Genomic DNA, 24,949 nt, shown 5'->3' with positions numbered 1-24,949 from the left:
GCCGATCAGCGTCCGGTGCGTGACCGAACGAGCCGGACGGCGGGATCGAGGATCCGATGGCGTGCGAGCGCGAACACCGTCCCCACGGGGGAGCTCGCACCGCCACCGGATCCTCGCCGCGCCGCGGTGAAAGCGTCGATCCCGTTGCGCTGCAACGACGACAGCATCGTCTTCGCCACGGGCCGATCCGGATCCGGATCCTTGCCGGCACCCATCAGATGCAACTGATCGGTGTGCCACTGCAGATCGAGCAGCCCCCCCAGCGACCGGACCGAGCGGTGGGTCGCGAAGCGGGCCGGCACCGGAACGGAGATGGACGGGCTGGGCAGTGCGCTGACGGTGCCGTCGAGAACGTCCCGTGCCGCTCCGGGCAGGACGGCGGTCGGGCGGCCGAGTCCCACCATCTGACACGCACCGGACCGCACCGCGTCCGACATTCCGTCGCGCGTGCGGAACCCACCGGTCACGGCGAGCGGGATGTGGGGAGCGAGGTCGCGCACCGTGACGGCGTAGTCGAGGAAGTACGCCTCGCGCGACGCCGTACCGGCCGACACCGCGGTGCCCATCATCGCGGGCGACTCGTAGCTGCCGCCGCTGATCTCGATGAGATCGACCGGCAGATCACCGATCATCGAGACCACCTCGCGGGACTCGTCCTCGCTGAAACCGCCGCGCTGGAAGTCCGCCGAGTTGAGCTTGATGCCGACGGCGAAGCCCGGGGAGACGGCGGCGCGTACTCGTCGCACCACCTCGAGCAGGAAACGCGCGCGCCCCTCGATGTCGCCGCCCCACTCGTCGGTCCGCAGATTCGTCAGGGGCGAGAGGAACTGGCTGACGAGATAACCGTGGGCGGCGTGGATCTGCACTCCGTCGAACCCCGCCTCCTCGGCCACCGCGGCCGTCGTCGCGAACCGCGACAGGATGTCCTCGATCTCCGCGCCGCTGGCCGCGCGGGGCGCCGGGATCCCGGGGATGTCCAGGCCCACCGCGGACGGGGCCAGGGTGCCGCCGACCGTCGTCACCGGGTTGCCCTGCCTGCCGGGATGGTTGATCTGCATCCAGATCGGCGTGCCGCCGTCCTGCGCCGTCTTCGCCCAGCGGGACAGGGCATCCATGTCCCGTCGGTCCTCGACCGCGACGTTGCCGGGCTCGCCCAGATGCCGGTGGTCGACCATGACGTTCCCGGTGACGAGGAGCCCGTAGCCACCGTCGCCCCAGCGGCGGTAGAGACGCGACAGTCTCTCGTCCGGGGCGTTGTCACGGGTACCCAGCGCTTCGCTGAGCGCGGACTTCATGATCCGGTTCGGCAGGACCTGTCCGTTGGGCAACGTCAGCGGTGCGGACAGCGACACGTCAGGCATGGAACCCCTCGTCGGGTGAATGGGTGGGTGGATCCGTTCCCCGGAGTACACCAGATGTGGTGTGATGATAGCTGTCATCACTTGCCGCGGTGTCCGTGAACGGGCGCCCCACCACTCGGGAGCGCGATGCGCAGCGTCACGGTCGTCATCATCGGCAGCGGGTTCGGTGGGCAGTGCGCCGCCATCGAACTGCTGCGTCGCGGCATCGACGACATCGTCGTCCTGGAACGACGCGAGTTCGCCGGCGGAACCTGGCGGCAGAACTCCTACCCCGGAGCGGCCGTCGACGTGCAGAGCCCGCTCTACTCGATCGCGTCCGAGCCGTACGACTGGTCGCAGATGTTCGCGGTGCAGAGCGAACTCGAGGACTACACCCGCCACGTCGTGGACAAGCACGGTCTCGACGATCTCACCGTGCTCGGCGCCGAGGTGAAGCGCATCGAGTGGGTCGCCGACTCCTGGCACGTCACGACCACAGCGGGTGACTATCGTGCGCAGTTCGTGGTCAACGCGACCGGGCCGCTCAGCACGCCTGTCGTTCCGGCTTTCCCGGGTCGCGAGAGTTTCGCGGGCGCCCAGTTCCACACCAACGCGTGGGACCACGACGTCCCCCTCGCCGGCGCGCGTGTCGCCATCGTCGGCAGTGGCGCGAGCGCGGCGCAGATCATCCCGGCCGTTCAGCCCGAGGTGGGTGAGCTCCACGTCTTCCAGCGGTCCCCGCACTGGGTGATGCCCCGACCCGATCGGAAGTTTCGACCCTGGGAACGCCGTGCCCTGCGGGTGGGCTTCGTGCGTCGAGCACTGCGCGCGGCCATCTACTGGAAGCTCGAGGCCCGGATCATCGGCTTCAAGTACTCGAAGGTCGGCCTCTGGCTGTTCGCCGAGCGTCACGCACGGAATCTGCTCCGCGACCAGGTGGCGGACCCCGATCTCCGGGCCAGGCTGACACCGGACTACACGATCGGGTGCAAGCGGATCATCCTGTCCAACACGCTGTATCCCGCCATCAGCTCCGCGAACACGACGCTCCACGACCGTGACGACGGCATCGCCGAAGTCACCCCCACCGGCATCACCACCGCGACGGGGCGCGAGATCCCCCTCGACGTGATCGTGTGGTCCACCGGATACGACGCCACCGACGGCGTCATCTCCTACCCGGTCATCGGCCGGGACGGCACCGCGCTCCGCGACGTGTGGTCCGACTACCCGAGGGCCTATCTGGGCACGACCGTCCCCGACTTCCCGAACCTGTTCATCGTCACCGGACCGAACACCGGGATCGGCCACACGAGCGCCATCTTCGTCATCGAGGCCCAGATGCGGTACATCATGTCGGCCATCGAGCACGCTCGGCGGACGTCGTCGCGCACGGTGGAGGTCACCCGCGCCGCCGAGGAGCGCTACACCGCGATGATCCACGACGAGATGACACGCACGGTGTGGCAGAACGGTGGCTGCACGAGCTGGTACAAGTCCGCGTCCGGACGCGTGATCGCCATGTTCCCCGGCTTCAGCTTCACCTACCGCAGACTGGCCGGCTCGTTCCGGGACGACGACCACGTCCTGCGGCCCGCGTCGACCGACACCGAGAGAGTGGCAGCGTCATGACCTCCGGCACCACGGGCATGTTCCGGAGATCCCCGCGGCTCCGCCTCGACGGGCGCGTGGCCGTCGTGACGGGGGCCGGCGGCGGCATCGGATCCGCCGTCGCACGCGAACTCGTCTCCCGCGGCGCCGCGGTCGCGCTGCTCGACGTCGCTCCGTCCGTCGACGGCGTCGCTCGTGCCCTGGGCGACCGGGCGATCGCCCTCCGCGTGGACGTGACGTCTCCCGACGAACTCCGTGCGGCCGTCGCCTCTGTCCACGACCGGTTCGGCGGGATCGACGTGGTGCACGCCAACGCGGGCATCTCGAGCGGCGACACCGCGTACACCGTGGCGACCGTTCCCGACGGGGTCTTCGAGCGTGTCGTCTCGGTCAACCTGAACGGCGTGTGGAACACGATCCGGGCGACACTGCCGGACATCGTCGCCGCCCGCGGCCACGTGCTGATCACGTCGTCGACCTACGCCTATCTCAACGGCCTGGCGAACGCTCCGTACGCCGCGACCAAGGCCGCGGTGGAGCAGATCGGTCGCGCCCTGCGTGCCGAGCTCGCTCACACGGGCGCGACCGCGGGAGTCCTGTACCCGGGGTGGGTCGCGACCCCCATCGCGGACGTGGCCTTCGGCGCCGACGACATCGCGACCGCTCTGGTGGCGCGAGCCTTCCCCGCACCCCTTCTCACGCCCATCTCCCCCGAGGCTCTCGCGGCGGGAGCGGTGGACGGTATCGAGCGACGAGCAGCACGGATCCAGCTTCCGGGACGGTGGCGGGCCTATTCGGCGATGCGCGGGATCGCGAACCCGCTGTCCGATGTCGTACTGGAGAAGGACCGGACGATCCGGACGCTCGTCGCGCGGCTCGAACGCCGCCGGCCCTGATTCGGCTATTTCCCCGTTTGTGACCCGCACACTGGTGATTAGTACCGACAGTGTCTGTTATCACGGGTATCGTTCCGATGCATGATGCTCGCCGCCCTGCTCCGGGAATGCTGGTCCGCCCAGCGTGACACGCAGCAGTTGCGGCTCTTCGTGGAGTCGCGCGGCCTCGCGCGATGGATGCGCGGCCTGATCTCCTGCCTCACCCTCGTCGTCACGGCCATCGCTGTCCTGTCGCTCGGATCGCCGTCCGGAGCCCAGGGTCTCGCGGATCGAGCCGTCGTCGTCGTCACCATCGTGGGTGGAATCGGCTGGGCCGTGCGCTGGAACGTGGCGCACTGGCCGTCCTTCCGCGAATCGGTCGTCTTCTTCGCCTACGCCGATGTCGCCATCGCCGTGGTCTGCTTCCTCGACTCGAGCTCGCTCGCCGGCTTGAGCGGTGCCGGTCTGCTGGTGCTCCTCGGGACCTACGCGACCTTCCTGCTGGGGCCACGGGTGTTACTCGCGCACGTCGTGTGGTGCGCATTCACCATCGCGGTGCTCGCCGTCAAGGTCGCGCTCGACCCCGAGTACGACCTGGCGATCGCCGCCGCCAAGGCGATCATGCTGAGTGTCGTCGGCGTGGTGGTCCCCATCGTGATCGAACTGGGTGTCCATCTCATCCGCGTCGACGCGGACAAGTCGTTGACCGATCCGCTCACCGGCCTCAGCAACCGCCGGGGGCTCGAGTCGCGACTGATGCTTCTCGCCGACGACATGCGTTCCACGACCACCCGCGCCGCCGCTGCCCACCCGGTGGCCGCCGTGATCGTGCTCGACCTCGACAAGTTCAAGGCGATCAACGACGAATTCGGGCACAACGTCGGCGACGAGGTGCTGGTGCGCGTCGGACAGAGCCTGGTGCGCGCGGCCGGATCCGCCGCCGTGGTCACACGCCACGGCGGCGAGGAGTTCCTCGTCTTCGATCTGTACGACGACGCACTCGCGGCGTTGCGGGCCGCCCGCGCCGTCCGCGACGCGGTGGCGGAGAGGATCCCGGGGCCGGCGGTCACCGCGAGTGTCGGGCTCGCGATGGCGAGCACGACCACCCTGCTGCACGATCGCCGGCGCCTGTCGGCCACACTCACCGAACTCGTCGATCGGGGCGACACCGCGATGTACCGGGCCAAGCGATCGGGTGGGCACTGCGTCGCCGTGGACGGGGGAACGGCGCGCGGTCTCGCGTCGACCGGTTGAATGGTGGGGTGACCGATCCATCGCCCGCACGTACCTACGGCGGGGAGAGCGCCGAGGAGCGCACGGCTCGTCGCCGGCGCCAACTGCTCGACGCGGGGCGCGCGTCCTTCGGATCGGTGGGTTTCCGAGCGTCGACGGTGCGCGGCATCTGTCGTGACGCGCACGTCGCCGATCGCTACTTCTACGAGCTGTTCCCCACTCTCGAGGACCTCCTGGTCGAGGTGTACCGCGAGTGCATCGCCACACTGACCCGATCCACCACGGCGGCGGTCGACGACCTGCCCGCCGGGACGGACCCGCTGACGCTCTCGCGTCACGGCCTCGACGGCTTCTTCCGCGCCGTGGAGGACCGTGAGCTCGCACGGATCGTGTGGCTCGAGGTGCTGGGGGTGAGCCCACGGGTGGACCGCACGTATCTCGACACGATGCACGGATTCGGTGAGCTGATGGTGGGGCTCCTCGGTCGCCACACGCCGGACATTGCCGTCGGTAGTTCCCTCGACAGGTTGGCCACCGCCGCTGTCGGCGGCATCAGCCACACCGCCATGACCTGGCTCATGGACGGATACCGAGCGGACAGAACCGATCTCGTTCACGGGACCGCCCGGTTCCTCGCCGCGGTGGTCGGTGCGGCCGAGCCCGAGTAATTCGGTCGACGCGGTCCCCCCTCGGGTGTTTCAGTGGTGCGAACCGACCACCGGGAAGGCCGGAGGCCGGCCGACATCGAACCGACCACGACTCGAGGACGCACGCATGTATCCCACCGATCCCGACGTGTTCCTGCTCGTCCGACGGCAGGAACACGCGACCTTCACCCGCGACGCCGAGCACCGGCGCGTGGCTCGCGCCCGCGCACGTCTCGCCCACGACGAACTCCGCGTCCAGCGCGCATGGGAGGAACTGACGGCGGCACTGGCCGAGTCCGCGCAGTCGCGGCAGTCCCTGGCCGACCTGGTGCACAGCAGCCGCTGAGTCAGCGTTCGTTGCCCCGAAGTTCGTTGCCCCGAAGTTCGTTGCCCCGAAGATCGATGCCCCGAAGGAGGACGTCGACGGCGGCCTCGATGGTGGCATCGTCGGGCAGCGTCCCGTACATCAGCGTCGGGCAGATAACGGAGCCGGACAGCATGGACACCGCCGCCTCGAGCTCCGGGCCCTGGATCACCGCACCGAGCATCTGCCGAGTGTGCTTCTCGCCGTCGTCGACGATGCGGCGGCGCACCCGGCCGATCTCGGCGACGGTGGCCCCCCACTGCGCCATGGCCATGAGCACGCGATCGAGGCGCTGGGTGGCGATGGCGTCACGGAGCATCCGCAGCTCACCGATCAGGTCCGTGCGGACGTCGCCGACCAGGTCGTGATGCGGCATGTCGCCGATCGCCTCGAGAGCCATGGTGAGCAGGTCGGAACGGGACGGCCAGTGCGTGTACAGCGTGGTCTTGGAGTAACCGGCCACCCGTGCGACGTGCGCGTGGGTCACCGCCTCCCACCCCTCGCCTGTCAGCACCTCGAGCGCGGCGCGCGAGACGTCCGCGCGAGTGCGAGCGACGCGGGCGTCCTCTGCCACGGCGTCGGGCTCTGTTCCGATTCCGTTCTCGTCCGACGGGGTATCACTCATCGCGTCACTCACCTCCTCGGTCGCTGTGCTTCGAAAGTCGGGCTTCGAAATTCTGGCATCGAAGTTCGAGGGTTGAAGTTACGCGAATATCGGGTACAGACCTATTGAACTAAATGTTCATTACTGTACTGTTGGACCAGCTTCGTGCACGGCATTTCGACCGCGAACTCCCCCACCATCATTCGCGACGGGTCATCCGTCGCCTCGGGCCTCGGCGCAGCACAGCGTCGGGCCGGTCCACGGAAGGACACCGATGTCTGCCATCCTCTTCGGCTCCATCAGCACTCTCGCCGACACGTCCGAGCTCCAGCGACGCGCCTTCAACGAGGCGTTCTCCTCGCACGGGCTCGACTGGAACTGGTCACGCGACGATTACCGGTCCATGCTCGGGTCCAACGGCGGCGCGAACCGGATCGAGGACTTCGCGGCGTCCGAGGGCGTCGAGGTCGACGCCTCCGCGGTGCACGCGACCAAGTCGGAGATCTTCCGGTCCCTCCTCTCCTCGGCCGGTGTGAGCCCGCGACCCGGCGTCGTGGACACCATCGCCGCGGCGAAGAAGTCGGGCGCCAAGCTCGGCTTCGTCACGACCACGTCGAAGGAGAACGTCGACGCCGTGCTCGAGGCGCTGTCCCCCGAGGTCACTCGCGACTCCTTCGACGTCCTCGTCGACGCGGACGACGTCGAGCAGGGCAAGCCCGACCCCGCGTCCTACGCCTTCGCCCTCGACAAGCTGGGCGAACAGCCCTCCGCTTGCGTCGCGATCGAGGACAACGCCGGTGGTGTGGCCGCCGCAGCCGCAGCCGACATCACCTGCGTCGCGTTCCCGAACGAGAACACGGCCGGCAGCGACTTCTCCTCGGCATCGGAGACGGTCGAATCCCTCGACCCCGCTCGCATCGAATCTCTGGTGACGGCTCGACAGTGACCTTCACCGGTCGACTCCACACCCTGTCGAGTCACATCCACGCCAACCCCGGTTCACCCGTCGAGCGCGATGCTCGCGAACCGTTTTCCTCGGGAGAGAAGTAGTGAGCAACCTCCAGGCACGTGTCACCGCAGACGATCGCACCTTCCACGTCGAGGGATACGAGAAGATCGAATACGACCTCGTGTACGTCGACGGCGTCTTCGACACCGCGAACACCGAGCTCGCGGACAGCTACCGGCCGTACGGCCGCTGCCTGATGGTGGTGGACGACAGCGTCCTCGCGCTGTACGGCGACGCGATCCACACCTATTTCCGCCATCACGACATCGCGCTGACCATCGTCCCGGTGCAGATCCGCGAGACGGCGAAGTCGATCGAGACCTTCGAGCGGATCGTGGGCGAGTTCGATCGCTTCGGCCTGGTGCGCACCGAGCCCGTCCTGGTCGTCGGCGGCGGACTCACGACGGACGTCGCCGGCTTCGCGTGCGCCAGCTACCGCCGGAACACGCCGTACATCCGCATCCCCACGACGCTGATCGGTCTCATCGACGCCAGCGTCAGCATCAAGGTCGCCGTCAACTACGGCAAGCACAAGAACCGTCTGGGCGCGTACCACGCCTCACAGAAGGTGTTGCTGGACTTCAGTTTCCTGGGCACCCTGCCGGAGGACCAGGTCCGCAACGGCATGGCGGAACTCATCAAGATCTCCGTCGTGGGCAATCTCGAGATCTTCGAGATGCTCGAGAAGCACGGCCCGGAGCTGCTCGCGACGCGTTTCGGTCACCTCGACGGCACCGCGGAACTGCGCGAGATCGCCGACCGCCTCACCTACAAGGCCATCGCGACCATGCTGGACCTGGAAGCGCCCAACCTCCACGAGATCGACCTCGATCGCGTGATCGCTTTCGGCCACACCTGGAGTCCGACGCTCGAGCTCACCCCGCCCGCGCCGTTCTTCCACGGACACGCCATCAACATCGACATGGCGCTGTCCACCACCCTCGCGGAGCAGCGCGGCCACATCACGGCCGACGACCGCGACCGCGTGCTCGGCGTCATGAGCGGGATCGGGCTCGCGCTCGACAGCTCGTACCTGACGGCCGACCTGCTCGCCGAGGCCACGTCGTCCATCCTCAAGACCCGAGACGGGATTCTCCGCGCGGCGGTGCCGGCGCCCATCGGGTCCTGCGAATTCCTGAACGACGTGACCGTCGACGAGCTGTCGGACACGCTCACCCTGCACAAGAAGATCTGCCTCGAGCACGACCGCGACGGCGACGGCGTGGACATGTTCACCGCGCCGCAACCGGAGGTCGCGGTCGGTTCGTCCCACGATGAGTGATGCACGGCCGGTCACACCGACCACCATCGCCGCGGCCGAGCTGACGGAGCTGTGCCGGGACCTCGACGACCTCGGGGTCCCGGCAGCCGTTCTCGGCCGCGCTCGGCGTGCGCGTGACGTGATCGCGGGCCTCGACCCGTACCTGGACGAGTGCACCACCCCGGAATCACCCGCTCTCGCGGATCTGGCCGCACGCACCCGATCCGCGGAATGGTCCGGCAGCGCGCTCGAGCAGGAGATGCTGTCCGGCCACGTCGAGGGACGTTTCCTCGACTTCCTCGTGCGGATGACCCGCGCCACGTCGGTCCTCGAGATCGGCATGTTCACGGGGTACTCGGCTCTCGCCATGGCCGAAGCACTTCCACCCGGCGGAAGCATCGTCGCCTGTGAACTGGACGAACCCGTCGCGGCGTTCGCCCGACAGTGCTTCGACGCGTCGCCGGCAGGTGACGCGATCGAGATTCTCGTCGGTCCTGCGGCGGAGTCCCTCACCCGTCTCGCCGACGAGGGACGCCGGTTCGACCTGGTGTTCATCGACGCCGACAAGGCCGGGTACCTCGGATACCTGACGGCGCTTCTCGACTCCGAGCTGCTGACGCCGGACGCCGTGGTCGCCGTCGACAACACACTCCTGCAGGCCGAGCCGTACCTCGGTACGGCCATGTCGGACAACGGTTCCGCCATCGCGGAGTTCAATCGCGCCGTGGCGGCGGACTCCCGCGTCGAGCAGGTCCTGGTCCCGCTGCGGGACGGACTGACGCTCATCCGTCGATCGAGCGCGTCGTGACGAGCGTCGGCCGGTCCGTGGCGGTCCTCGCCGGCTCGCTCGTCAGCGCCCCGCTCGACCTCGTGCCCGTCCTGGCGGCGCTCGCCCGACCGCGCACGGCACCCGGTTCGCCTGCCGCACGGCGTAGGACGGTCGTGATCAACGGCGGCAAGATGACCAAGGCGCTGCAACTCGCGAGATCGTTCCACGGCGCCGGCCACCGGGTGGTACTGGTCGAATCGGCCAAGTACCGGTACACCGCGCATCGGTTCTCCCGAGCGGTGGACGTGTTCCACACCGTCCCCGAGGCGTCGGAACCCGGATATGCGCGCGCGATCGCCGACATCGTGCTGAGCGAGAGAGCGGACGTGTTCGTGCCGGTGTCGAGTCCGGCGTCCAGCGTGCCGGACGCCGAGGTCGGTCGTCTGCTCGACGGGCGGTGCGACGTCGTCCACGTCGACTCGGCCACCGTGCGCATGCTCGACGACAAGGTGCAGTTCTCGAAGGTCGCGGAGTCGCTCGGTCTGCGCGTGCCGGAATCACACCTCGTCACCGACCGTCGGCAGGTCGAGGACTTCGACTTCCCCGACGGCCGTACCTACATCCTCAAGCGCATCGCGTACAACCCGGTGGGTCGTATGGACCTCACGCCGTTGACGGGACGGGACCGCGCGGCGAATGCCGCGTTCATCTCCGGGCTCGACATCTCGGACGAGGATCCGTGGATCATGCAGGAGTTCGTCACAGGTCAGGAGTACTGCACCCACTCGACTGTCCGCAACGGGCGCGTGCAGGTGTACGGGTGCTGCGAGTCGTCGGCGTTCCAGATCAACTACGCCATGGTGGACAAGCCCGAGATCCGGTCGTGGGTGGAGCATTTCGTCGGCGAGCTCGGGCTCACGGGCCAGGTGTCCTTCGACTTCATCGAGGCGGCGGACGGCCACGCCTACGCCATCGAGTGCAATCCGCGAACGCATTCGGCCATCACCATGTTCCACGATCACCCGGACGTGGCGGCTGCGTACCTCGACGACGGGCACCCCGTCATCACGCCGCTCCCGTCCGCCCGGCCGACCTACTGGATCTACCACGAGATCTGGCGGCTGCTCACCCAGCCTGGCCGCCTCGCCCGCGCACGCACCATCGCCACCGGGAAGGACGCGGTGTTCACGCGGTGGGATCCGTTGCCCTACTTCATGCTTCACCACCTCCACATGCCGTCGCTGATCTGGGCGAACCTTCGCGCCGGTCGCTCGTGGAGCCGCATCGACTTCAACATCGGCAAACTCGTGGAGGCCGGCGGTGACTGACGACACGGCTTTCGTCCACCCGACCGCACGGGTGACCGTGCTGCACCTCGCGGGGTCCGCCGAGGACGAGTTCCACTCGGACCTGTCGCGGGTGTACGCCTCGGACGCGCTGTCCGCGCTCGCCGATCCCGCACGGTACGAGTTCCACGTCGCACTGGTCTCGCCCGACCGCACGTGGCGCTTCCCGGTCGATCTCACCGACGACGCGGTGGCGGCGGCTCCGCCTCTGTCGCTCGCGGACGCGCTGCGTCACATCGAGGCTCTGGGTGTCGACGTCGTCGTGCCGCAGATGTTCTGCCTGCCCGGCATGACGTCCTACCGGGCGCTGGTCGACGTCGTGGGTCTCGCTCTGCTGGGCAACACCGCCGACGTGATGGCACTCGCGGCGGACAAGGCGCTGACCCGAGCGGTGGTCGCTGCGGCGGGCGTTCCGGTGCCGGAGGGCCACGTCGTCGTCGTGCCCCCGGACGCACCACGGTCAGGCACGCGGTCGCCCGTCCCGTTACCGGTGGTCGTCAAGCCGGTGGACTCCGACAACTCGGTGGGGGTGTCGCTCGCGCGCACTCCTGACGAGTACACCGACGCGTTCGCGGACGCTGCGCGGTTCTCCCGCCGGGTGCTGGTGGAGCGCTACGTCGAGTTGGGACGCGAGGTGCGCTGCGGCATCGTCGTGGTGGACGGTGAACCGGTGTGCCTGCCGCTCGAGGAGTACGCCGTGGACGCGGACGATCGGCCGATCCGCACACGCGAGGACAAGTTGTCCCGCGACGAGGACGGGGCGCTGTACCTGGTGGCCAAGAACGCCACGAAGGCGTGGATCGTCCCCGAGGACGATCCGATCACCGAGCGGATCCACGCGGTGGCCCTCGAGTGCCACCGAGCGCTGGGGTGCCGGCACTACAGCCTCTTCGACTTCCGGGTGGACCCCGATGGTCGACCGTGGTTTCTCGAGGCCGGCCTGTACTGCTCCTATGCGCGGGGCAGCGTGGTCGCGGTGATGGCCGCGGCCGCGGGAATACCTCTCGAGGACCTGTTCGCCGCAGGACTGCGCGAACTCTCGATCGAAGGAGCACGATGATGCGACACACCACCCTCGAATCCGTCGGCGCACTCGTCGAGGACGTCCGGGTGGAGGACCTCGGTGCGGCGGGAATCGACGAGACACGCCGCCTCGCAGCAGATCACGGCGTCGTCGTCTTCCGGGGGCAGTCGCTCGACGACGACCGTTTCACCGAGTTCCTCCGTGCGTTCGGCGACCTCGTGTTCACCGAGGGCGAGACACCGGTCCCCGGACACCCGGATCTCAACGTCATCAGCAATGTCGGCCGGACGACGACGCCGCGCTCCACCTTCCACGTGGACACGAGCTATGTGGCACACCCACCGGCGTACACCTCGCTCCGTGCGGTCACCGTGCCGTCGGAGGGAGGACAGACCGTCTTCAGCAACCAGTACCGCGCGTGGGACACACTGCCCGACGACCTTCGCGACGAGCTCGTCGACCGCACGCTCACGCACGTCGTGACCGGTCTCGATCTCGCCGACGATGCCGAGTCGTCCGCAGTGCATCCGCTCGTGGCGACCCATCCGATCAGCGGACGGCGCTCGCTCTACCTGTCGACTCCCGCGCGATGCGCGTCGATCAGCGGAATGTCGCCCGACGAGACCGCCGAGACCGTCCGGTTCCTCTACGACCACTCCACCGCCGAGGACAACGTGCACCGGCACACGTGGCAGCCGGGCGACGTCGTCTTGTGGGACAACCGGTGCGTCATGCACCGGGCCGACCACAGCGGAGTGGTGGGCGACCGGGTGATGCACCGCGGGATGGCAACCGACGGTCGCGCTCGCTCCTGAGGCCGATCGTCAGCGCGCCAGGACAGCGGCCCCTCGCCGCACCACCATGTCGCGGAAGGCGAGGGCCTGCGCCGGCAGGGTGCGTGCGGGCCACACCACGCCGATGCGCCGCCGCGCCGCGGGGTCGTTCACCGCGATGTCGACCGTGGGCAGCGGGCCGGCGGGAGTGGTCGTGCGAGGGAGGACGCTGACGCCGAGGCCCGCCCCGACCAGCCCGCGCACGGTGTGGATGTCCTGCCCCTCGAAGGCGATGGTCGGGGCCATTCCCGCAGCGGCCCACAGTGTCTCGCAGAGAGAACGCATGCCGTACCCGTGTTCCATCGCCACGTACGGGTCGTCCGCCGTTTCCACGAGGTCCACCGATCGGCGGCCCGCCAGTCGGTGATCGGACGGGACGACCAACACGAGCCTCTCGTCGTACAGCCCGAAGGACGTGTCGGTGCCGTGTTCGGTGCCGAGCGCCACGAATGCGAGGTCCGCGCTCCCGTCCTCCAGTCTGTCGAGGCACCGGGCCCGCGCGCCCTGGTCGAGGGTGAACGTGACGGCGGGATGATCGGCGAGGAAGCGCTTGATGAGCAGCGGGAGCACGCCCTCGCCCACCGTGTTCTGGAAGCTGACCGAGATGCGGCCACGAGTGCGGGCGTCCTGCTCGGTCATGGCGTCGAGCCCGGCCTCGAGTTCGCGGACCGCCCGGTCGAGGAAGGGCATCAGTGCACGTCCCGCAGGCGTGAGGGCGATGCCCCGACCACGACGCTCGACGACCGCCACTCCCAACGCGGCCGAGGCGCGAGCGAGTTGCCGGCTCACCGTCGGCTGCGGGAGGCCGAGGACGTGCGCCGCCTCGGTGATGTGTTCGGTCTCCGCCACGGCGAGCAGTGTCGGGATCAGAGGCAGGAGTGCCTCGGCTTCCTCACGCATGAATCGAACGATACGTCACGATCATGATTGTACGAGATGCAATGCATTGGACGAATAGGTCGCGTCCGGCCTACCGTCGGATCCCGTGACCATCGACGAGGCGACCGACACCGACTGGGACGGACACACCCGTGGGTCCCGCGAGTACCGCAGGCTCGTCGCCGGGCTGCTTCTCGCCGGTGTCGCCACTTTCGCCCAGCTGTACTCCGTCCAGGGCATCCTCCCGCTCATCGCCTCGAACCTCTCGATCACGCCGTCGCAGTCCTCGCTCGCGGTGGGCTGCGCCACGGTCGGCGTCGCGGTCGCCGTACTGCCGTGGTCCGTGGTGGCCGACCGCGTCGGCCGGGTGCGTGCCATGAGCATCTCGATCGTCACGGCCACCGTCCTGGGCCTCGTCGTCCCGCTCTCCACGTCGTTGCCGATGCTGCTGACGGTGCGGTTCGTGGAGGGCGCCGCCCTCGGCGGGCTGCCGGCCATCGCGATCGCCTACCTCAGCGAGGAGGTGCACCGCCGGAACACCGCGGTGGCCGCGGCCACCTACGTCTCGGGCACCACGCTGGGCGGGCTGCTCGGCCGCATCGTCGCCGGACCCGTCGCCGAGTACACGAACTGGCGCATCGGAACACTGACGGTCTCGATCATCGCCGCCGTGGCCGCGATCGCCTTCCTGCGCCTCGCCCCCGCACCGCGGCGCGCGCTCCCTGCGCGGGATGGCGGCCCGGGGCTGGGGAAACGCGTCACCACACACCTCCGGGACCCCGGCATGCGCGCGCTGTTCGGGCAGGCGTTCCTGCTCATGGGCGGCTTCGTCACCGTCTACAACTATCTGGGCTTCCGCCTCGAGGCAGCCCCGTTCGGACTCCCCCAGTCGCTGATCAGCCTCATCTTCATCGCCTATCTCAGCGGAACCGTCTCGTCTCGCGTCGCCGGACAGCTGGCCGGCCGGTTCGGACGCTCCGCGGTGCTCGCCGGGTCGACGGGCGTCATGATCGCCGGGGTCGCCCTGACGATCGCGCACACGCTGATCGTCGTACTCCTCGGCCTGGTGGTGTTCACGATGGGATTCTTCGCCGCGCACGCCATCGCGTCCGGATGGACCGGGCATCGCGCGACGGACGGTCGCGCTCAGGCGGCGTCGCTCTACAACCTCTTCTACTACGGCGGTTCGAGCATCGTCGGCTGGACGGGCGGCGTCGTGTATCAGGCCTACGGCTGGTCAGCCATGGCCGCGTTCGTCATCGCACTGGCCGTCGTCGCCGCTCTGTGGGCACTGGTCCTGCGGTCGCCCGGCGCCGAGGCTCAGTCGGCGTAGTCGCCGGGGTCCAGGATGTCGTTCATGTCGCGACGGACGAGCCGGACCATGAGCGGGAGCGGCAGGAACCGGGCCCCGAAGGCGACCTGGCGCGACCGGTGTCCGGTGACGATGCGCATCCGTCCGGACTCGACGTCCCGCACCACGCGCTCGGCCACCGCCTCGGGCGAGGTGGCGTAGTACTTCGCTGCGAACTGCTGGGATCCCTCGGCCCGCGAGATGTTGGTCGCCACGCCGCCCGGATGGACCAGGTGGACCGAGACGGTGGACCCGGCGAGTTCGGTCGCGAGGGCCTCGGTGAATCCCCGCACCGCGAACTTGCTGGCGCAGTAGTCGGTGTGGTTCGGCGTCCCCTGCAGTCCGAAGATGGAGGACACGTTCACCAGCGCAGCCGCCGGCCGCGACATCAGCTGCGGCAGGAAGGCGCGCGTCCCGTGCACCACCCCACCGAGATTGACCGCCATCACCCGGTCGTAGGACGCGTCGTCGAGATGCCAGGCGGGCCGGAAACCGCCCTCGATGCCGGCGTTGTTGACGACGACGGTCGCCGGGCCCACCTCCCGGGCGACGCGGGCGGCGAAGGCCGCGACGGCGTCGCGATCGGCCACGTCGTACACCTCGGTGAGCACCGTGCCGCCAGAGGGCAGGCTCGTCACCGTCTCCGCGAGGGCGTTGCCGTCGATGTCGCCGAGCGCGAGGACCGCCCCGCGTGCGGCGTAGGCCGCCGCGTACGCGCGGCCCATGCCGGATCCGGCTCCGGTGATCACCACCACCTTGCCTGCGAGGTCCGCCAACGGTCTCCGTCGTCCCACCATCATCTGATGATAGCTGTCATCACATCGCGTCGCAGTGTCGATGTGCCCGCGTACTGTGCGTGTCATGCCCGACGTCGTCGTACCCGCTGCCGATCGAATCCACTGGCGCAACGAGTGGCTGGACTCCTGGCAGTCCTTCCCCGTGGCGGGCAACTTCGATCTCGCCGCGAATGCGCACGGGTTGCTGCTCGTCCACAACGACGACAGCGTCGACGCGGGCGAGGGATTCGACAGCCACCAGCACGCCGACGTCGAGATCGTGACCTGGGTGCTGGACGGATCACTGGTGCACCGTGACTCGCTCGGGAACGAGGGGACCATCACGCCCGGGTTGGCGCAGCGGATGAGTGCGGGCTCCGGCGTCGTCCACTCCGAGCGGAACGGGGCCGGGTATTCCGCCGGGACACCGCTCCGGGTCGTCCAGATGTGGCTTCCGCCGGACGAGAACGGGCGGCCGCCCGGGTACGAGGAGTACGCGGCGGCAGGCGAACTGGCCTCCGGCCGCCTGGTCACGGTCGCGTCGGGACTCGACCGTGACCGCGGTAGCACGGCCGTCGGACTGGGCCAGAGCAAGGCGGCGCTCCACGTGGCGCGGCTGCGGCCGGGCACGCCCGTCACCCTCCCCACCGCGCCGTTCCTCCACCTCTTCGTCGCGCGCGGCACCGTCGAGATCGACGGCATCGGAACACTCGGTCACGGTGACGCGCTCCGCGGTACCGACACCGGCGGACATGTCGTCCACACGACGTCGTCGGCCGAGATCCTGGTGTGGGAGATGCACGCTCATGCGTGAGTGTTTGCGGTCACACGGCCGGGGGTAGAGAACTGTCCACACGGGTCGCGATGTGGACGTACCCGCCCGGAAGACGGAGAACGAGATGGCCAACGTCGTCATGCTGCTGATGTTCATGGTGGTCGGTGTCGGTTCGGGCGCTGCCCTCCTGCTGCGACCGCCCGTCCGCTAGGGCATTCCGGCGCCACCGGTCGGCGCTGGGCGCCGGTAGTGTTCGCCCATGGCCACTCTCGATCACGGCGACCCCGGCGACGCCCCGTCGATGCCGACGCCCACCGCTCCCGTCACCCACCCTCGCCGGCCGTCCGCGGCGGAGGAGGCGCGCACGGTGGCCGCGTCGACCAACACGGCCACGCTCGCGAGCCTCTCGGCCGACGGACATCCGTGGGCGTCCTACGTGACGTACGGCCTCCTGGGCGGGAACCCCGTGCTCTGCGTCTCCCACATGGCGGAGCATGGTCGCAATCTCGCGGCGGATCCACGGGTGAGTCTGTCCGTCGTCGCTCCGGGCGAGAACAGTGATCCGCTCGCGAGCGGACGTATCACGCTGGCGGGCACCGCGCTTCGGCCGTCGGGCTCGGACGTCGAGGCTGCGCGGGAGGCGCACCTGGTGGCCGTTCCGGCGGCGCGGTACTACATCGACTACAGCGACTTCACCGTCTGGATCCTGTCGGTGGACCGAGTCAGATGGGTGGGCGGCTACGGCCGCATGGACTCGGCCACGGCGGCGGACTACGCAGCCGCCGTACCGGATCCGGTACGGCCGGTGAGCGGGCCCGCGGTGGAGCACCTGAACGCCGACCACGCGGACGCACTCACCGCGATGACCGCGGCATTCGGCGGATTCCCCGATGCGACGTCCGCTGTGTGCACCGGCGCCGACCGCTACGGACTCGACATCACGGTCACCACACCGAGAGGCGTGTCCTACACGCGAGTCGGCTACACGTCGCCGTTGGCGTCACTCGACGATCTCCGTGCCGCGACGATCGAGCTGACGAGAAACGCCCGCCGCCCCTGAGGGGACGACGGGCGTCGATGGTCGAACGGCTCAGCTGACCGCCGCGTTCCGGCGCGGCAACTTCCAGTCGGGGCGGACCCAGTGGCAGGTGTATCCGTTGGGGATCCGCTGCAGGTAGTCCTGGTGCTCGGGCTCGGCCTCCCAGAACTCGCTCGCCGCGGTGACCTCGGTGACCACCTTTCCGGGCCATATACCGGACGCGTCGACGTCGGCGATCGTGTCCAGCGCGACGTGCTTCTGCTCGTCGGAGGTGTAGAAGATCGCCGAGCGGTAGCTCACTCCGCGGTCGTTGCCCTGACGGTTCTTCGTCGACGGGTCGTGAATCTGGAAGAAGAACTCCAGGATGTCGCGGTAGGTCGTCCGGGTCGGGTCGAACACGATCTCGACCGCCTCGGCGTGCGTGCCGTGGTTCCGGTACGTTGCGTTCGGCACGTCTCCGCCCGAGTACCCGACGCGCGTGGAGAGCACGCCTGGCTGCTTGCGGATCAGTTCCTCGACACCCCAGAAGCATCCACCCGCCAGGATGGCCGTCTCGGTCGTGGAACCTGCCTGTGTGCTGTCCGCCATGGTGTCTCCTCTTGTCGCAGTAACACTCTGTTCCGACAACGTCCGCGCGCACCGCGTTGTTCCGACGGGCAGTTCCGGCGGGCCGTCACGCGACGGGCGGAACCTCGACGGACCTCGTGGGATGCGACTCCTCGATCAGAGACAGCGCGACCTCCCGCAGCGGGCGGTTCTCGGACTGGGAGATGTGGGCGAGCATCGTGAAGGCCTGCACGGCATCGACGTCGAATCGCTCCATGAGGATCCCCTTGGCCTGGCCGATGATGTCGCGACTCGCGAGGCCGTCCCGGAAGTTCTGGTCGTCGCGGGCACTGAGCAGCGCCACCGCGCCGTGGGCGGCGAGCGCGGATCCGACCATCTGAGCATCGGCGTCGAAGGCGTCGGCAGTCCTGCTGAACAGCAGCAACACGCCGAGATCACGCGCCGACGGATCGGTGTAGAGGCGGAACGCCGCCATCGACTCGATTCCCCTGTCGCGTGCGGCCGCGGCGAAGGAGGGCCACCGCCGCTCGCTGCCGAGATTCTCGGCCACGACGGTGTCGATCTGCCAGATCTCGTTCTCGGTGGGCCCCTCACCCAGTTCGAACTGCACACGGCAGAGATCGGCGGCGACGTCGTCGGTGCGGGCGTGGATGGTGCGCCGCGCACCGGTCATCACGGTGACGCACGCATGGTCGACGCCGGGCATGAGCTGCGTGGCCGACCGCACCAGGGCTGTCAGCGTGTCGTCCACCGATCGACGGGTTCCGCGGAGAGTGCGGGCCATCTCGGCGATTTTGCCGAGCGCCGACGCCTGCTGATCGACGGAGGTGTCCTCGTCGATGGTGCGGACGAGATCGCCGCGATCGCCGTACGGCACCGTCATGTGTTCCCCACTCTCGACGCCCATGACAACCGACCGTGTCGCGGACCTGTGTTTCCGACCCGGTCCAGAATAGAGCGAGGCCCCGGAGGCCGTCGCGCGACCGCCCCCCTTCACCTCGCGCCGGGTGTCGCCGTCACCTGATCGGCTCGAGCAACCGACGAGGTGCGCGGAGCGCACGGGACACGGTGTTCGGCCGCGGGGTCGCGGTCACACCCGGCCCCGGCGACATGACGACCCGACCGGCAGCGGGCACGGTCCCGCACTGCGGGCAGCTGCCGTGATCGTCGAGCTCACCGCCGCACGGTTCGTGTCGGAACACCCGACGGGGGCCGTCCTGCGCGGGCGCTGCTCGTTCACCCCACACGGTCAACGCGTGCAGCGCGGGCCACAGGTCGACGAGGATCTCGGTGGGACGGTATTCCTCACGCCCACCGACACGTTCCCTGCTCAGCAATCCGTGGTCCACCAGGGCCGACAGGCGCTGCGACAGCACTGCCTTCGAGATGCCGAGGTGGTGCTGGAAGTCGGAGAACCGGCGCACACCGAACAGGGAGTCCCGCACGACGAGCAGTGTCCACCGCTCCCCCACGATCTCCAGGGCGCGAGCGAGCGAGCAGTCCTGCGCGGCGTAATCCGTTCCCATCGCCATGGCTCGAGCCTACCTCGAACGGTCTGTTGACCGAACCATATCGGCGGGTTACGGTTCGCTCACCGAACCGAAGGACGGGCATGACTCAGCAGCGATCCGCACCACCTCTCGCCCGTCCCCTGCCCGTCGCGGCGTTCGGGACCCTCCTCGCCCTGGCTGCGTTCACGTTTCCCCTGGCGACCATCGGCAGCACCGCCGCGACGCTCGGGAGCGACGCGTCGGGCAGAACCTGGATCCTGAGCTCGATGAGCATCGGCCTCAGTGCCGCGTTGCTGGTGTCCGGCGCACTCGCCGACGACATCGGCCGTCGCCGCACCTTCGTTCTCGGTCTCGTCGTCCTCGCCCTCGCGTCCGCTGTGTGCGCGGCCGCGCCGTCCACGCTCGTGTTCGTCCTCGCCCGCGTGGTCCAGGGCGTCGGCGCGGGCGCGGTGCTGGCGTCGAGTCTCGGCGTCATCGCGCACGCCTTCGAACCCGGCCCGCTGCGCGCCCGCGCCAGCGGCATCTGGGGCGCGGCCGTCGGCGCGGGCATCACCCTCGGGCCCCTGCTGTCCGCGACCTCGGATCGTCTCGCCACGTGGCGCGAGGGGTACTGGCTGCTCACCGCGCTGACACTCGTCGCCGCGGTCGTCGCAGGGCGCCTCCTCGCCGAATCCCGCACGGAGACACCGCGCGGACTGGACCTGATCGGCGCCGTCGCCCTGTCCGGGGGTCTGTCGGCCCTCCTCGCCGCGCTCGTCGAGGGCCGTGCCGGGTGGACGCGACCCCTACCCCTCGTCCTGCTCGCCGTGGCCGCGCTGTTGCTCGCGGGTTTCGTTCTGCACGAACGCCGGACCGCGTCGCCCATGCTCGATCTCACGCTGCTGCGCCAACCCGCCTTCCTCGCCGCCACCGTCGCCGCACTCGCCACCGGAGCCGGGGTGATCGCGCTGATGTCGTACATGGCCGGATTCGTCGGCGCCGCATTCGGTCTGGACGCACTCCACAGCGCCTTCCTGCTCTTCGGCTGGTCGGCGACGAGCGTGATCACCGCCCTGCTCGCGCGGCGCATACCCGCGTCCGTCTCCGGCCGAACGCAACTGGCCCTGGGCCTCGTCGGTGTCGCCGTCGGGACGGGGCTGTTACTCGGACTGTCCGAGACGTCGTCGCCCCTGCGCCTCGTGCCGGGTCTCGTCCTGGCCGGCGCCGCGACAGGAATAGTCAACGCCGCCCTCGGCCGCGAGGCCGTCGCGAGCGTCCCAGCCGGGCGCGCCGCCATGGGAAGCGGGGCGAACAACACCGCGCGCTACCTCGGCTCGGCGATCGGCGTGACCGTGGTGTCGGTGGTGGTCCTGTCGGCCGGCACCGCGCCGTCCGCGGTATTCGACGGCTGGAACCACGCCGTGATCGTCGTCATGGCGATCACCGCGCTGGGGGCCGCGGTCGTCGCGGCGACACGGCCGAGAGCCGCACGCTGACAGCGTCGTCGCGCGCCCTCAGAACGAGGTGCGCACCGCGGCCTCGACGCAGCCGGCGGCAGACTCGTCGCTCCAGTCGGACACCCAGTGACGAATCGAATCGATGATCGAGTTCCAGGTCATGGCCCGACGCTAGAGCCGCGCGGCGCGCGGAGACACAGTTCTGCTCGGCGTGATCGGAAAGGTCACGACGGTCGTGCGTCGACTCCCGTTCCCGGAACGGCGTTGCGCAGTTCCCTGGTGTACTCGTGCTGCGGTCGATCGAACACGTCCTCCGCCGACCCGGACTCGACCACTCGCCCGTTGCGCATCACCAGCACCGTGTCGCTGATCTGCCGCACGACCGCGAGATCGTGGGAGATGAACAGATAGCTCAGATCCAGCTCGTCCTGCAGCCGAGTGAGGAGTTCGAGAATCTGCGCCTGCACCGAGACGTCCAGTGCGGACACCGGTTCGTCGAGCACGAGCAACTCCGGGTGGAGAGCCAGCGCGCGGGCGATGGCGACCCGCTGGCGCTGCCCACCGGACAGCTCGGCGGGGCGCCTGTCGAGGTACTCCGGCGCCAGGGCAACCTGCTCGAGCAGTTCGGCCACCCGGGCGGGACGCGTGGAGCGTGATCCGAGCCCGAACGCGACGAGCGGTTCCGCCACGATGTCCCGCACGCGCAGTGCGGGATTCAGCGATGCGTACGAGTTCTGATACACGATCTGGAAGCGTCGCCTGAGGGTGCGCAACTCCCTGCCGCGTGCGGACGTGATGTCGTCGCCGTCGAAGACGACCGACCCCGCCGACGGGTTCTCGAGCCGTAGGGCGATGCGAGCGGTGGTGGACTTTCCCGAGCCGCTCTCCCCGACGATCGACACCGTCCGTCCGCGCTCGACGTCGAGCGACACCCCGTCCACCGCCGTCAGGTTCTGCCCACGACCGATGCGGAACGTCTTGGACACGTGTCTCAGCGACAACAGGACCGGCTGCGCCTCGCGCGTCGCACGCGGCAGCCGTACCGACGTCAGAGACGGCGCGGACGCGATCAGGCTTCTCGTGTAGTCGGCGGTCGGGTTCTCCAACACCTCTCGCGCCGGCCCGATCTCGACGATCTCACCGTCACGCATGACGGCGATCCGATCGGCGCGGTCGGCCGCGACCCCGAGGTCGTGCGTGATCAGCAGTACCGAGGTGCCGTGCTCGGCGATCCGATCCGCGAGGTGGTCGAGAATGCGGCGCTGCACGGTCACGTCCAGAGCGCTGGTCGGCTCGTCGGCGATCACCAGCTCCGGCTCGCACGCCAGCGCGACACCGATGAGCACGCGCTGACGCTGCCCGCCGGACAGGTCTTGCGGATACTGCCGAGCACGGAGCTCCGGATTGTCGATCCCCGCCTCGTCGAGTATCCGCACGGCCGCCGCCGCGGCGCTGCGCCGGTCGGCCCGGCCGTGGATGCGGAGCACCTCTGCGACCTGCTCCCCCACTCGCTTCACGGGATTGAGCGACGTGGTCGGGTCCTGCGGCACCAGACCGATGTGCGCACCGCGAAGCTTCTCCCACCGACGGTGTCCCGCGTCGTCGACACGGTCACCGTCGAACGTGACGGTGCCCCCGGTGACGGTGCCCGATCCGGCGAGGAGACCGATGATCGCCTGGGCCGTGGTCGTCTTGCCGCTGCCGGACTCGCCGACCAGGGCGAGCACCTCACCCCGCGCGATCTCGAAGTCGACACCCCGCACTGCCTCTGTCGCCCCGTACGACACGCGCAGACCGTCGACCCTGAGCAGGCTCGTCCGGGTCGTTCCGCCGGCTCCACTCCTGCTGCTCATGCTCGATCACCCCGATCCAGCGCGTGGCCGACTCTGTGTGCCGACAGCACGACCGCCACGATGACGAGACCGGGCAGCGTGGTGAGCCACCAGGAGGTGGCGAGGAAGTTGCGCCCCTCCGACACGAGCGAACCCCACTCCGGTGTGGGCGGTACCGCTCCGAAACCGAGGAAACTGAGCGACGACACCGCGAGCACGGCCATGCCGAACTGCACTGCCGCCAGGGCGATCACGGGTGGGTACGCGTTCCGGAGAATGTGGGTCCACAGCACGGTGTGCCACCGCGAACCCGACGCGAAGGCGGCCTCCACGTACAGCGACCGCCTTACGCGCAGCACCTCGGACCGCATCACGCGCGCGAAGCTCGCGACGAGGGTGACACCGACGGCGATCGCGACGTTCACGGTTCCGAAACCGAGAGCGGTGACCAGGGCCAGGGCCAGCAGCAGAGTCGGGATGGACAACAGCACGTCGACGAGACGCATGAGCACCGCGTCGACGGTTCCGCCGACAGCGCCTCCGATCAGGCCGAGAATCGATCCCGCCACGAGCGCGATGGCCACGGCCATCAGCGTCGCGCTGAGCGACAACCCGGCGCCGTGCACGACCCGGGTCCAGACGTCGCGGCCGATGTTGTCGGTGCCGAACCAGTGAGCGGCGCTGGGTCCCTGCAACTTCTCCGCCGGGACGCCGCGCAAGGGATCCCCACTGGCGAACAGAGACGGGACGACGGCGAACCCGACGGCGACGATCAGGACGGCCACCGACACCGCCACGCCGATCCTGCCGCCGACGGCCCGCGGGGTCACTCGCCGTCGACGGGACGTCGGCTCGGGCGAGACGTTCGCGTGGACCGTCTCTCGTACCAGGACGTCAGACATGGGCCGGCTCCTTCGTGGGTCGGGTGGTGCGCTGGACGATCCGGGGATCGATCAGGGGGTACACGATGTCCACGGCCAGCGTGACGACCACGAACACCAGCGACGTGAGGACCACGATTCCCTGCACCACCGGGATGTCCTGCGCGAGAACCGATGTCTGCGTCAGTCGGCCCACGCCGGCCCGGGAGAACACGGTCTCGACGACCACCGAACCGGCCAACAGTTCGCCGACGAGGACGCCGGCGATGGTGAACGCCGGCACGCTGGCCAGGCGCAGCACGTGGCGAGTCTGGATCCGCCACCGGGACGCACCCTTCGCCTCGGCCGCGGTGGTGAACGGTTGCCGCCACGTCGTGGTCAGGCTGGTCGCGAGCACCTGCGCGATGACGGCCCCGGTCGGTACCGCCAGCGTGATCGCCGGCAGCACCAGCGATCCGAACCCGCGGTCGCCGAACGCCGGGAAGATCGGCAGCCCGAACGAGAACACCTGCAGGAGCAGGAGTCCCACCCAGAACGTCGGCACCGCGACGCCCAGCGGAGGGAGGGAGAGCAGCGCGGTACGCAACCATCGTGCGCGGGTGTAGGTAGCGAGGAAGGCGAGCCCCCCACCGACACCGACGGCGAGCATCAGCGCGAGACCGGCCAGGGCGAGGGTGCTCGGAACGGCGTCCAGGATCGCGGTGGTCACCGGCTGACCCGTGGAGATGGACGTGCCGAAGTCACCGCGGATCGCGCTGGTGAGCGATGTCCAGTACTGCTCGAGGACAGGCTTGTCCAGTCCGTACCGGGCCTGCAGCTCGGCGACCGCGGCCGCGTCCACCGGGGTGCCACTGCCGCCGCCGGAATCGACCGCGATGCTCACCGGATCAGAGGGCAGCAGGAACAGCACCACGAAGGAGATGGTGAACGCGGCCCACAGGACACCGATCGCCTGCAGGACGCGCAGGCCGAGGTAGCGAAGCATG

At 69.2% G+C, this 24,949-nt stretch carries 25 protein-coding genes; 15 read left to right on the top strand and 10 right to left on the bottom strand.

Going from position 1 to position 24,949, the window contains the following annotated elements; translation table 11 throughout:
- Positions 1–5 precede the first annotated feature (5 nt).
- Positions 6–1,361: an NADH:flavin oxidoreductase/NADH oxidase family protein gene (locus QRN16_RS16375; protein ID WP_285188316.1), complete on the bottom strand. Its 1,356-nt coding sequence runs from the start codon at positions 1,359–1,361 to the stop codon at positions 6–8.
- A gap of 126 nt (positions 1,362–1,487) precedes the next feature.
- Here QRN16_RS16375 and QRN16_RS16370 point away from each other — a divergent pair, with 126 nt between their 5' ends.
- From QRN16_RS16370 to QRN16_RS16350, 5 genes are all read left to right on the top strand, one after another.
- Complete coding sequence (locus tag QRN16_RS16370) at positions 1,488–2,972, top strand: flavin-containing monooxygenase (RefSeq protein ID WP_285188314.1); 1,485 nt, start codon at positions 1,488–1,490, stop codon at positions 2,970–2,972.
- Entirely contained in the window at positions 2,969–3,847 is an 879-nt protein-coding gene (locus QRN16_RS16365; RefSeq protein ID WP_285188312.1) for an SDR family NAD(P)-dependent oxidoreductase, read from the top strand. The genes QRN16_RS16370 and QRN16_RS16365 overlap by 4 nt, the downstream gene beginning before the upstream one ends.
- Before the next feature lie 81 nt (positions 3,848–3,928).
- Entirely contained in the window at positions 3,929–5,080 is a 1,152-nt protein-coding gene (locus QRN16_RS16360) for a GGDEF domain-containing protein (RefSeq protein ID WP_222627519.1), read from the top strand.
- A gap of 8 nt (positions 5,081–5,088) precedes the next feature.
- Complete coding sequence (locus QRN16_RS16355; RefSeq protein ID WP_051612942.1) at positions 5,089–5,727, top strand: TetR/AcrR family transcriptional regulator; 639 nt, start codon at positions 5,089–5,091, stop codon at positions 5,725–5,727.
- Positions 5,728–5,833: 106 nt separating this feature from the next.
- On the top strand, positions 5,834–6,052 hold the full coding sequence (locus QRN16_RS16350; protein WP_027503999.1) for a hypothetical protein: 219 nt from the start codon (positions 5,834–5,836) through the stop codon (positions 6,050–6,052).
- A gap of 1 nt (position 6,053) precedes the next feature.
- Here the strand turns inward: QRN16_RS16350 and QRN16_RS16345 are convergent, their stop codons facing one another.
- Positions 6,054–6,695: a TetR/AcrR family transcriptional regulator gene (locus QRN16_RS16345; protein WP_285188304.1), complete on the bottom strand. Its 642-nt coding sequence runs from the start codon at positions 6,693–6,695 to the stop codon at positions 6,054–6,056.
- A gap of 253 nt (positions 6,696–6,948) precedes the next feature.
- Between QRN16_RS16345 and QRN16_RS16340 the strand changes: the two genes are divergently transcribed.
- The 6 genes from QRN16_RS16340 to QRN16_RS16315 all read left to right on the top strand — a co-directional run bounded on the left by QRN16_RS16340 (position 6,949) and on the right by QRN16_RS16315 (position 12,898).
- Positions 6,949–7,620, top strand: coding sequence for an HAD-IA family hydrolase (locus QRN16_RS16340; protein WP_027504000.1), 672 nt, complete (start codon positions 6,949–6,951; stop codon positions 7,618–7,620).
- 103 nt (positions 7,621–7,723) lie between these two features.
- Positions 7,724–8,965, top strand: coding sequence for a sedoheptulose 7-phosphate cyclase (locus QRN16_RS16335; RefSeq protein WP_027504001.1), 1,242 nt, complete (start codon positions 7,724–7,726; stop codon positions 8,963–8,965).
- Positions 8,958–9,752, top strand: coding sequence for an O-methyltransferase (locus tag QRN16_RS16330; protein WP_285188300.1), 795 nt, complete (start codon positions 8,958–8,960; stop codon positions 9,750–9,752). Before QRN16_RS16335 ends, QRN16_RS16330 begins: the two co-directional genes overlap by 8 nt.
- A complete protein-coding gene (locus tag QRN16_RS16325) occupies positions 9,749–11,041 on the top strand; it encodes an ATP-grasp domain-containing protein (protein WP_285188298.1) in 1,293 nt (430 codons plus the stop codon). The genes QRN16_RS16330 and QRN16_RS16325 overlap by 4 nt, the downstream gene beginning before the upstream one ends.
- A complete protein-coding gene (locus QRN16_RS16320; RefSeq protein ID WP_285188294.1) occupies positions 11,034–12,119 on the top strand; it encodes an ATP-binding protein in 1,086 nt (361 codons plus the stop codon). Before QRN16_RS16325 ends, QRN16_RS16320 begins: the two co-directional genes overlap by 8 nt.
- Positions 12,116–12,898 carry a TauD/TfdA dioxygenase family protein gene (locus tag QRN16_RS16315; protein ID WP_285188291.1) on the top strand — a complete coding sequence of 261 codons (783 nt, stop codon included), beginning with the start codon at positions 12,116–12,118 and terminating at the stop codon, positions 12,896–12,898. Before QRN16_RS16320 ends, QRN16_RS16315 begins: the two co-directional genes overlap by 4 nt.
- Positions 12,899–12,907: 9 nt before the next feature.
- Here the strand turns inward: QRN16_RS16315 and QRN16_RS16310 are convergent, their stop codons facing one another.
- Entirely contained in the window at positions 12,908–13,816 is a 909-nt protein-coding gene (locus QRN16_RS16310) for a LysR family transcriptional regulator (RefSeq protein WP_222627529.1), read from the bottom strand.
- A gap of 85 nt (positions 13,817–13,901) precedes the next feature.
- Here QRN16_RS16310 and QRN16_RS16305 point away from each other — a divergent pair, with 85 nt between their 5' ends.
- The gene (locus QRN16_RS16305; protein WP_056447237.1) at positions 13,902–15,128 is read left to right on the top strand and encodes an MFS transporter; all 1,227 of its coding nucleotides are present in this window, start codon (positions 13,902–13,904) and stop codon (positions 15,126–15,128) included.
- Here the strand turns inward: QRN16_RS16305 and QRN16_RS16300 are convergent.
- The gene (locus QRN16_RS16300; RefSeq protein WP_235578817.1) at positions 15,116–15,922 is read right to left on the bottom strand and encodes an SDR family NAD(P)-dependent oxidoreductase; all 807 of its coding nucleotides are present in this window, start codon (positions 15,920–15,922) and stop codon (positions 15,116–15,118) included. The genes QRN16_RS16305 and QRN16_RS16300 overlap by 13 nt on opposite strands.
- An 85-nt stretch (positions 15,923–16,007) precedes the next feature.
- Between QRN16_RS16300 and QRN16_RS16295 the strand changes: the two genes are divergently transcribed.
- The gene (locus tag QRN16_RS16295) at positions 16,008–16,736 is read left to right on the top strand and encodes a pirin family protein (protein WP_285188279.1); all 729 of its coding nucleotides are present in this window, start codon (positions 16,008–16,010) and stop codon (positions 16,734–16,736) included.
- 220 nt (positions 16,737–16,956) lie between these two features.
- Positions 16,957–17,757, top strand: a complete 801-nt coding sequence (locus QRN16_RS16290; RefSeq protein ID WP_285188276.1) for a HugZ family pyridoxamine 5'-phosphate oxidase — start codon at positions 16,957–16,959, stop codon at positions 17,755–17,757.
- Between the two features lie 30 nt (positions 17,758–17,787).
- Here QRN16_RS16290 and msrA read toward each other — a convergent pair whose 3' ends face one another.
- The 3 genes from msrA to QRN16_RS16275 form a co-directional block, all read right to left on the bottom strand.
- Positions 17,788–18,324, bottom strand: a complete 537-nt coding sequence (gene msrA, locus QRN16_RS16285) for a peptide-methionine (S)-S-oxide reductase MsrA (protein ID WP_027504010.1) — start codon at positions 18,322–18,324, stop codon at positions 17,788–17,790.
- Positions 18,325–18,409: 85 nt separating this feature from the next.
- Positions 18,410–19,210, bottom strand: coding sequence for a GAF and ANTAR domain-containing protein (locus QRN16_RS16280; RefSeq protein WP_261769686.1), 801 nt, complete (start codon positions 19,208–19,210; stop codon positions 18,410–18,412).
- Between the two features lie 109 nt (positions 19,211–19,319).
- Positions 19,320–19,835, bottom strand: a complete 516-nt coding sequence (locus tag QRN16_RS16275; RefSeq protein ID WP_285188274.1) for a winged helix-turn-helix transcriptional regulator — start codon at positions 19,833–19,835, stop codon at positions 19,320–19,322.
- Between the two features lie 80 nt (positions 19,836–19,915).
- On the opposite strand from QRN16_RS16275, the gene QRN16_RS16270 reads away from it, so the two are divergent.
- A complete protein-coding gene (locus QRN16_RS16270) occupies positions 19,916–21,289 on the top strand; it encodes an MFS transporter (RefSeq protein WP_285188272.1) in 1,374 nt (457 codons plus the stop codon).
- A 185-nt stretch (positions 21,290–21,474) separates the two neighbouring features.
- Here QRN16_RS16270 and QRN16_RS16265 read toward each other — a convergent pair whose 3' ends face one another.
- From QRN16_RS16265 to QRN16_RS16255, 3 genes are read right to left on the bottom strand one after another with little or no spacing between them, the layout of a single operon-like run.
- Positions 21,475–23,103 carry a dipeptide ABC transporter ATP-binding protein gene (locus tag QRN16_RS16265; protein WP_285188270.1) on the bottom strand — a complete coding sequence of 543 codons (1,629 nt, stop codon included), beginning with the start codon at positions 23,101–23,103 and terminating at the stop codon, positions 21,475–21,477.
- Entirely contained in the window at positions 23,100–23,984 is an 885-nt protein-coding gene (locus QRN16_RS16260; RefSeq protein WP_056447219.1) for an ABC transporter permease, read from the bottom strand. Before QRN16_RS16260 ends, QRN16_RS16265 begins: the two co-directional genes overlap by 4 nt.
- On the bottom strand, positions 23,977–24,948 hold the full coding sequence (locus tag QRN16_RS16255; protein ID WP_056447215.1) for an ABC transporter permease: 972 nt from the start codon (positions 24,946–24,948) through the stop codon (positions 23,977–23,979). Before QRN16_RS16255 ends, QRN16_RS16260 begins: the two co-directional genes overlap by 8 nt.
- Between the last annotated feature and the right edge of the window lies 1 nt (position 24,949).

Origin of the sequence: Rhodococcus sp. MEB041 (assembly GCF_030208955.1) — a bacterium.
Taxonomy (GTDB): domain Bacteria; phylum Actinomycetota; class Actinomycetes; order Mycobacteriales; family Mycobacteriaceae; genus Rhodococcoides.
The sequence above is the reverse complement of the archived record's forward strand: the minus strand, read 5'-3'. Positions and strand labels throughout refer to the sequence as shown.

Coding starts and splice junctions, on each gene's coding strand:
- QRN16_RS16290 (WP_285188276.1), top strand. CDS start 16,957: ATGGCCACTCTCGATCACGGCGACCCCGGCGACGCCCCGTCGATGCCG.
- QRN16_RS16345 (WP_285188304.1), bottom strand. CDS start 6,695: ATGAGTGATACCCCGTCGGACGAGAACGGAATCGGAACAGAGCCCGAC.
- QRN16_RS16255 (WP_056447215.1), bottom strand. CDS start 24,948: ATGCTTCGCTACCTCGGCCTGCGCGTCCTGCAGGCGATCGGTGTCCTG.
- msrA (WP_027504010.1), bottom strand. CDS start 18,324: ATGGCGGACAGCACACAGGCAGGTTCCACGACCGAGACGGCCATCCTG.
- QRN16_RS16295 (WP_285188279.1), top strand. CDS start 16,008: ATGCCCGACGTCGTCGTACCCGCTGCCGATCGAATCCACTGGCGCAAC.
- QRN16_RS16315 (WP_285188291.1), top strand. CDS start 12,116: ATGATGCGACACACCACCCTCGAATCCGTCGGCGCACTCGTCGAGGAC.
- QRN16_RS16340 (WP_027504000.1), top strand. CDS start 6,949: ATGTCTGCCATCCTCTTCGGCTCCATCAGCACTCTCGCCGACACGTCC.
- QRN16_RS16280 (WP_261769686.1), bottom strand. CDS start 19,210: ATGGGCGTCGAGAGTGGGGAACACATGACGGTGCCGTACGGCGATCGC.
- QRN16_RS16360 (WP_222627519.1), top strand. CDS start 3,929: ATGATGCTCGCCGCCCTGCTCCGGGAATGCTGGTCCGCCCAGCGTGAC.
- QRN16_RS16365 (WP_285188312.1), top strand. CDS start 2,969: ATGACCTCCGGCACCACGGGCATGTTCCGGAGATCCCCGCGGCTCCGC.
- QRN16_RS16370 (WP_285188314.1), top strand. CDS start 1,488: ATGCGCAGCGTCACGGTCGTCATCATCGGCAGCGGGTTCGGTGGGCAG.
- QRN16_RS16310 (WP_222627529.1), bottom strand. CDS start 13,816: ATGCGTGAGGAAGCCGAGGCACTCCTGCCTCTGATCCCGACACTGCTC.
- QRN16_RS16330 (WP_285188300.1), top strand. CDS start 8,958: ATGAGTGATGCACGGCCGGTCACACCGACCACCATCGCCGCGGCCGAG.
- QRN16_RS16350 (WP_027503999.1), top strand. CDS start 5,834: ATGTATCCCACCGATCCCGACGTGTTCCTGCTCGTCCGACGGCAGGAA.
- QRN16_RS16270 (WP_285188272.1), top strand. CDS start 19,916: ATGACTCAGCAGCGATCCGCACCACCTCTCGCCCGTCCCCTGCCCGTC.
- QRN16_RS16375 (WP_285188316.1), bottom strand. CDS start 1,361: ATGCCTGACGTGTCGCTGTCCGCACCGCTGACGTTGCCCAACGGACAG.
- QRN16_RS16265 (WP_285188270.1), bottom strand. CDS start 23,103: ATGAGCAGCAGGAGTGGAGCCGGCGGAACGACCCGGACGAGCCTGCTC.
- QRN16_RS16275 (WP_285188274.1), bottom strand. CDS start 19,835: ATGGCGATGGGAACGGATTACGCCGCGCAGGACTGCTCGCTCGCTCGC.
- QRN16_RS16260 (WP_056447219.1), bottom strand. CDS start 23,984: ATGTCTGACGTCCTGGTACGAGAGACGGTCCACGCGAACGTCTCGCCC.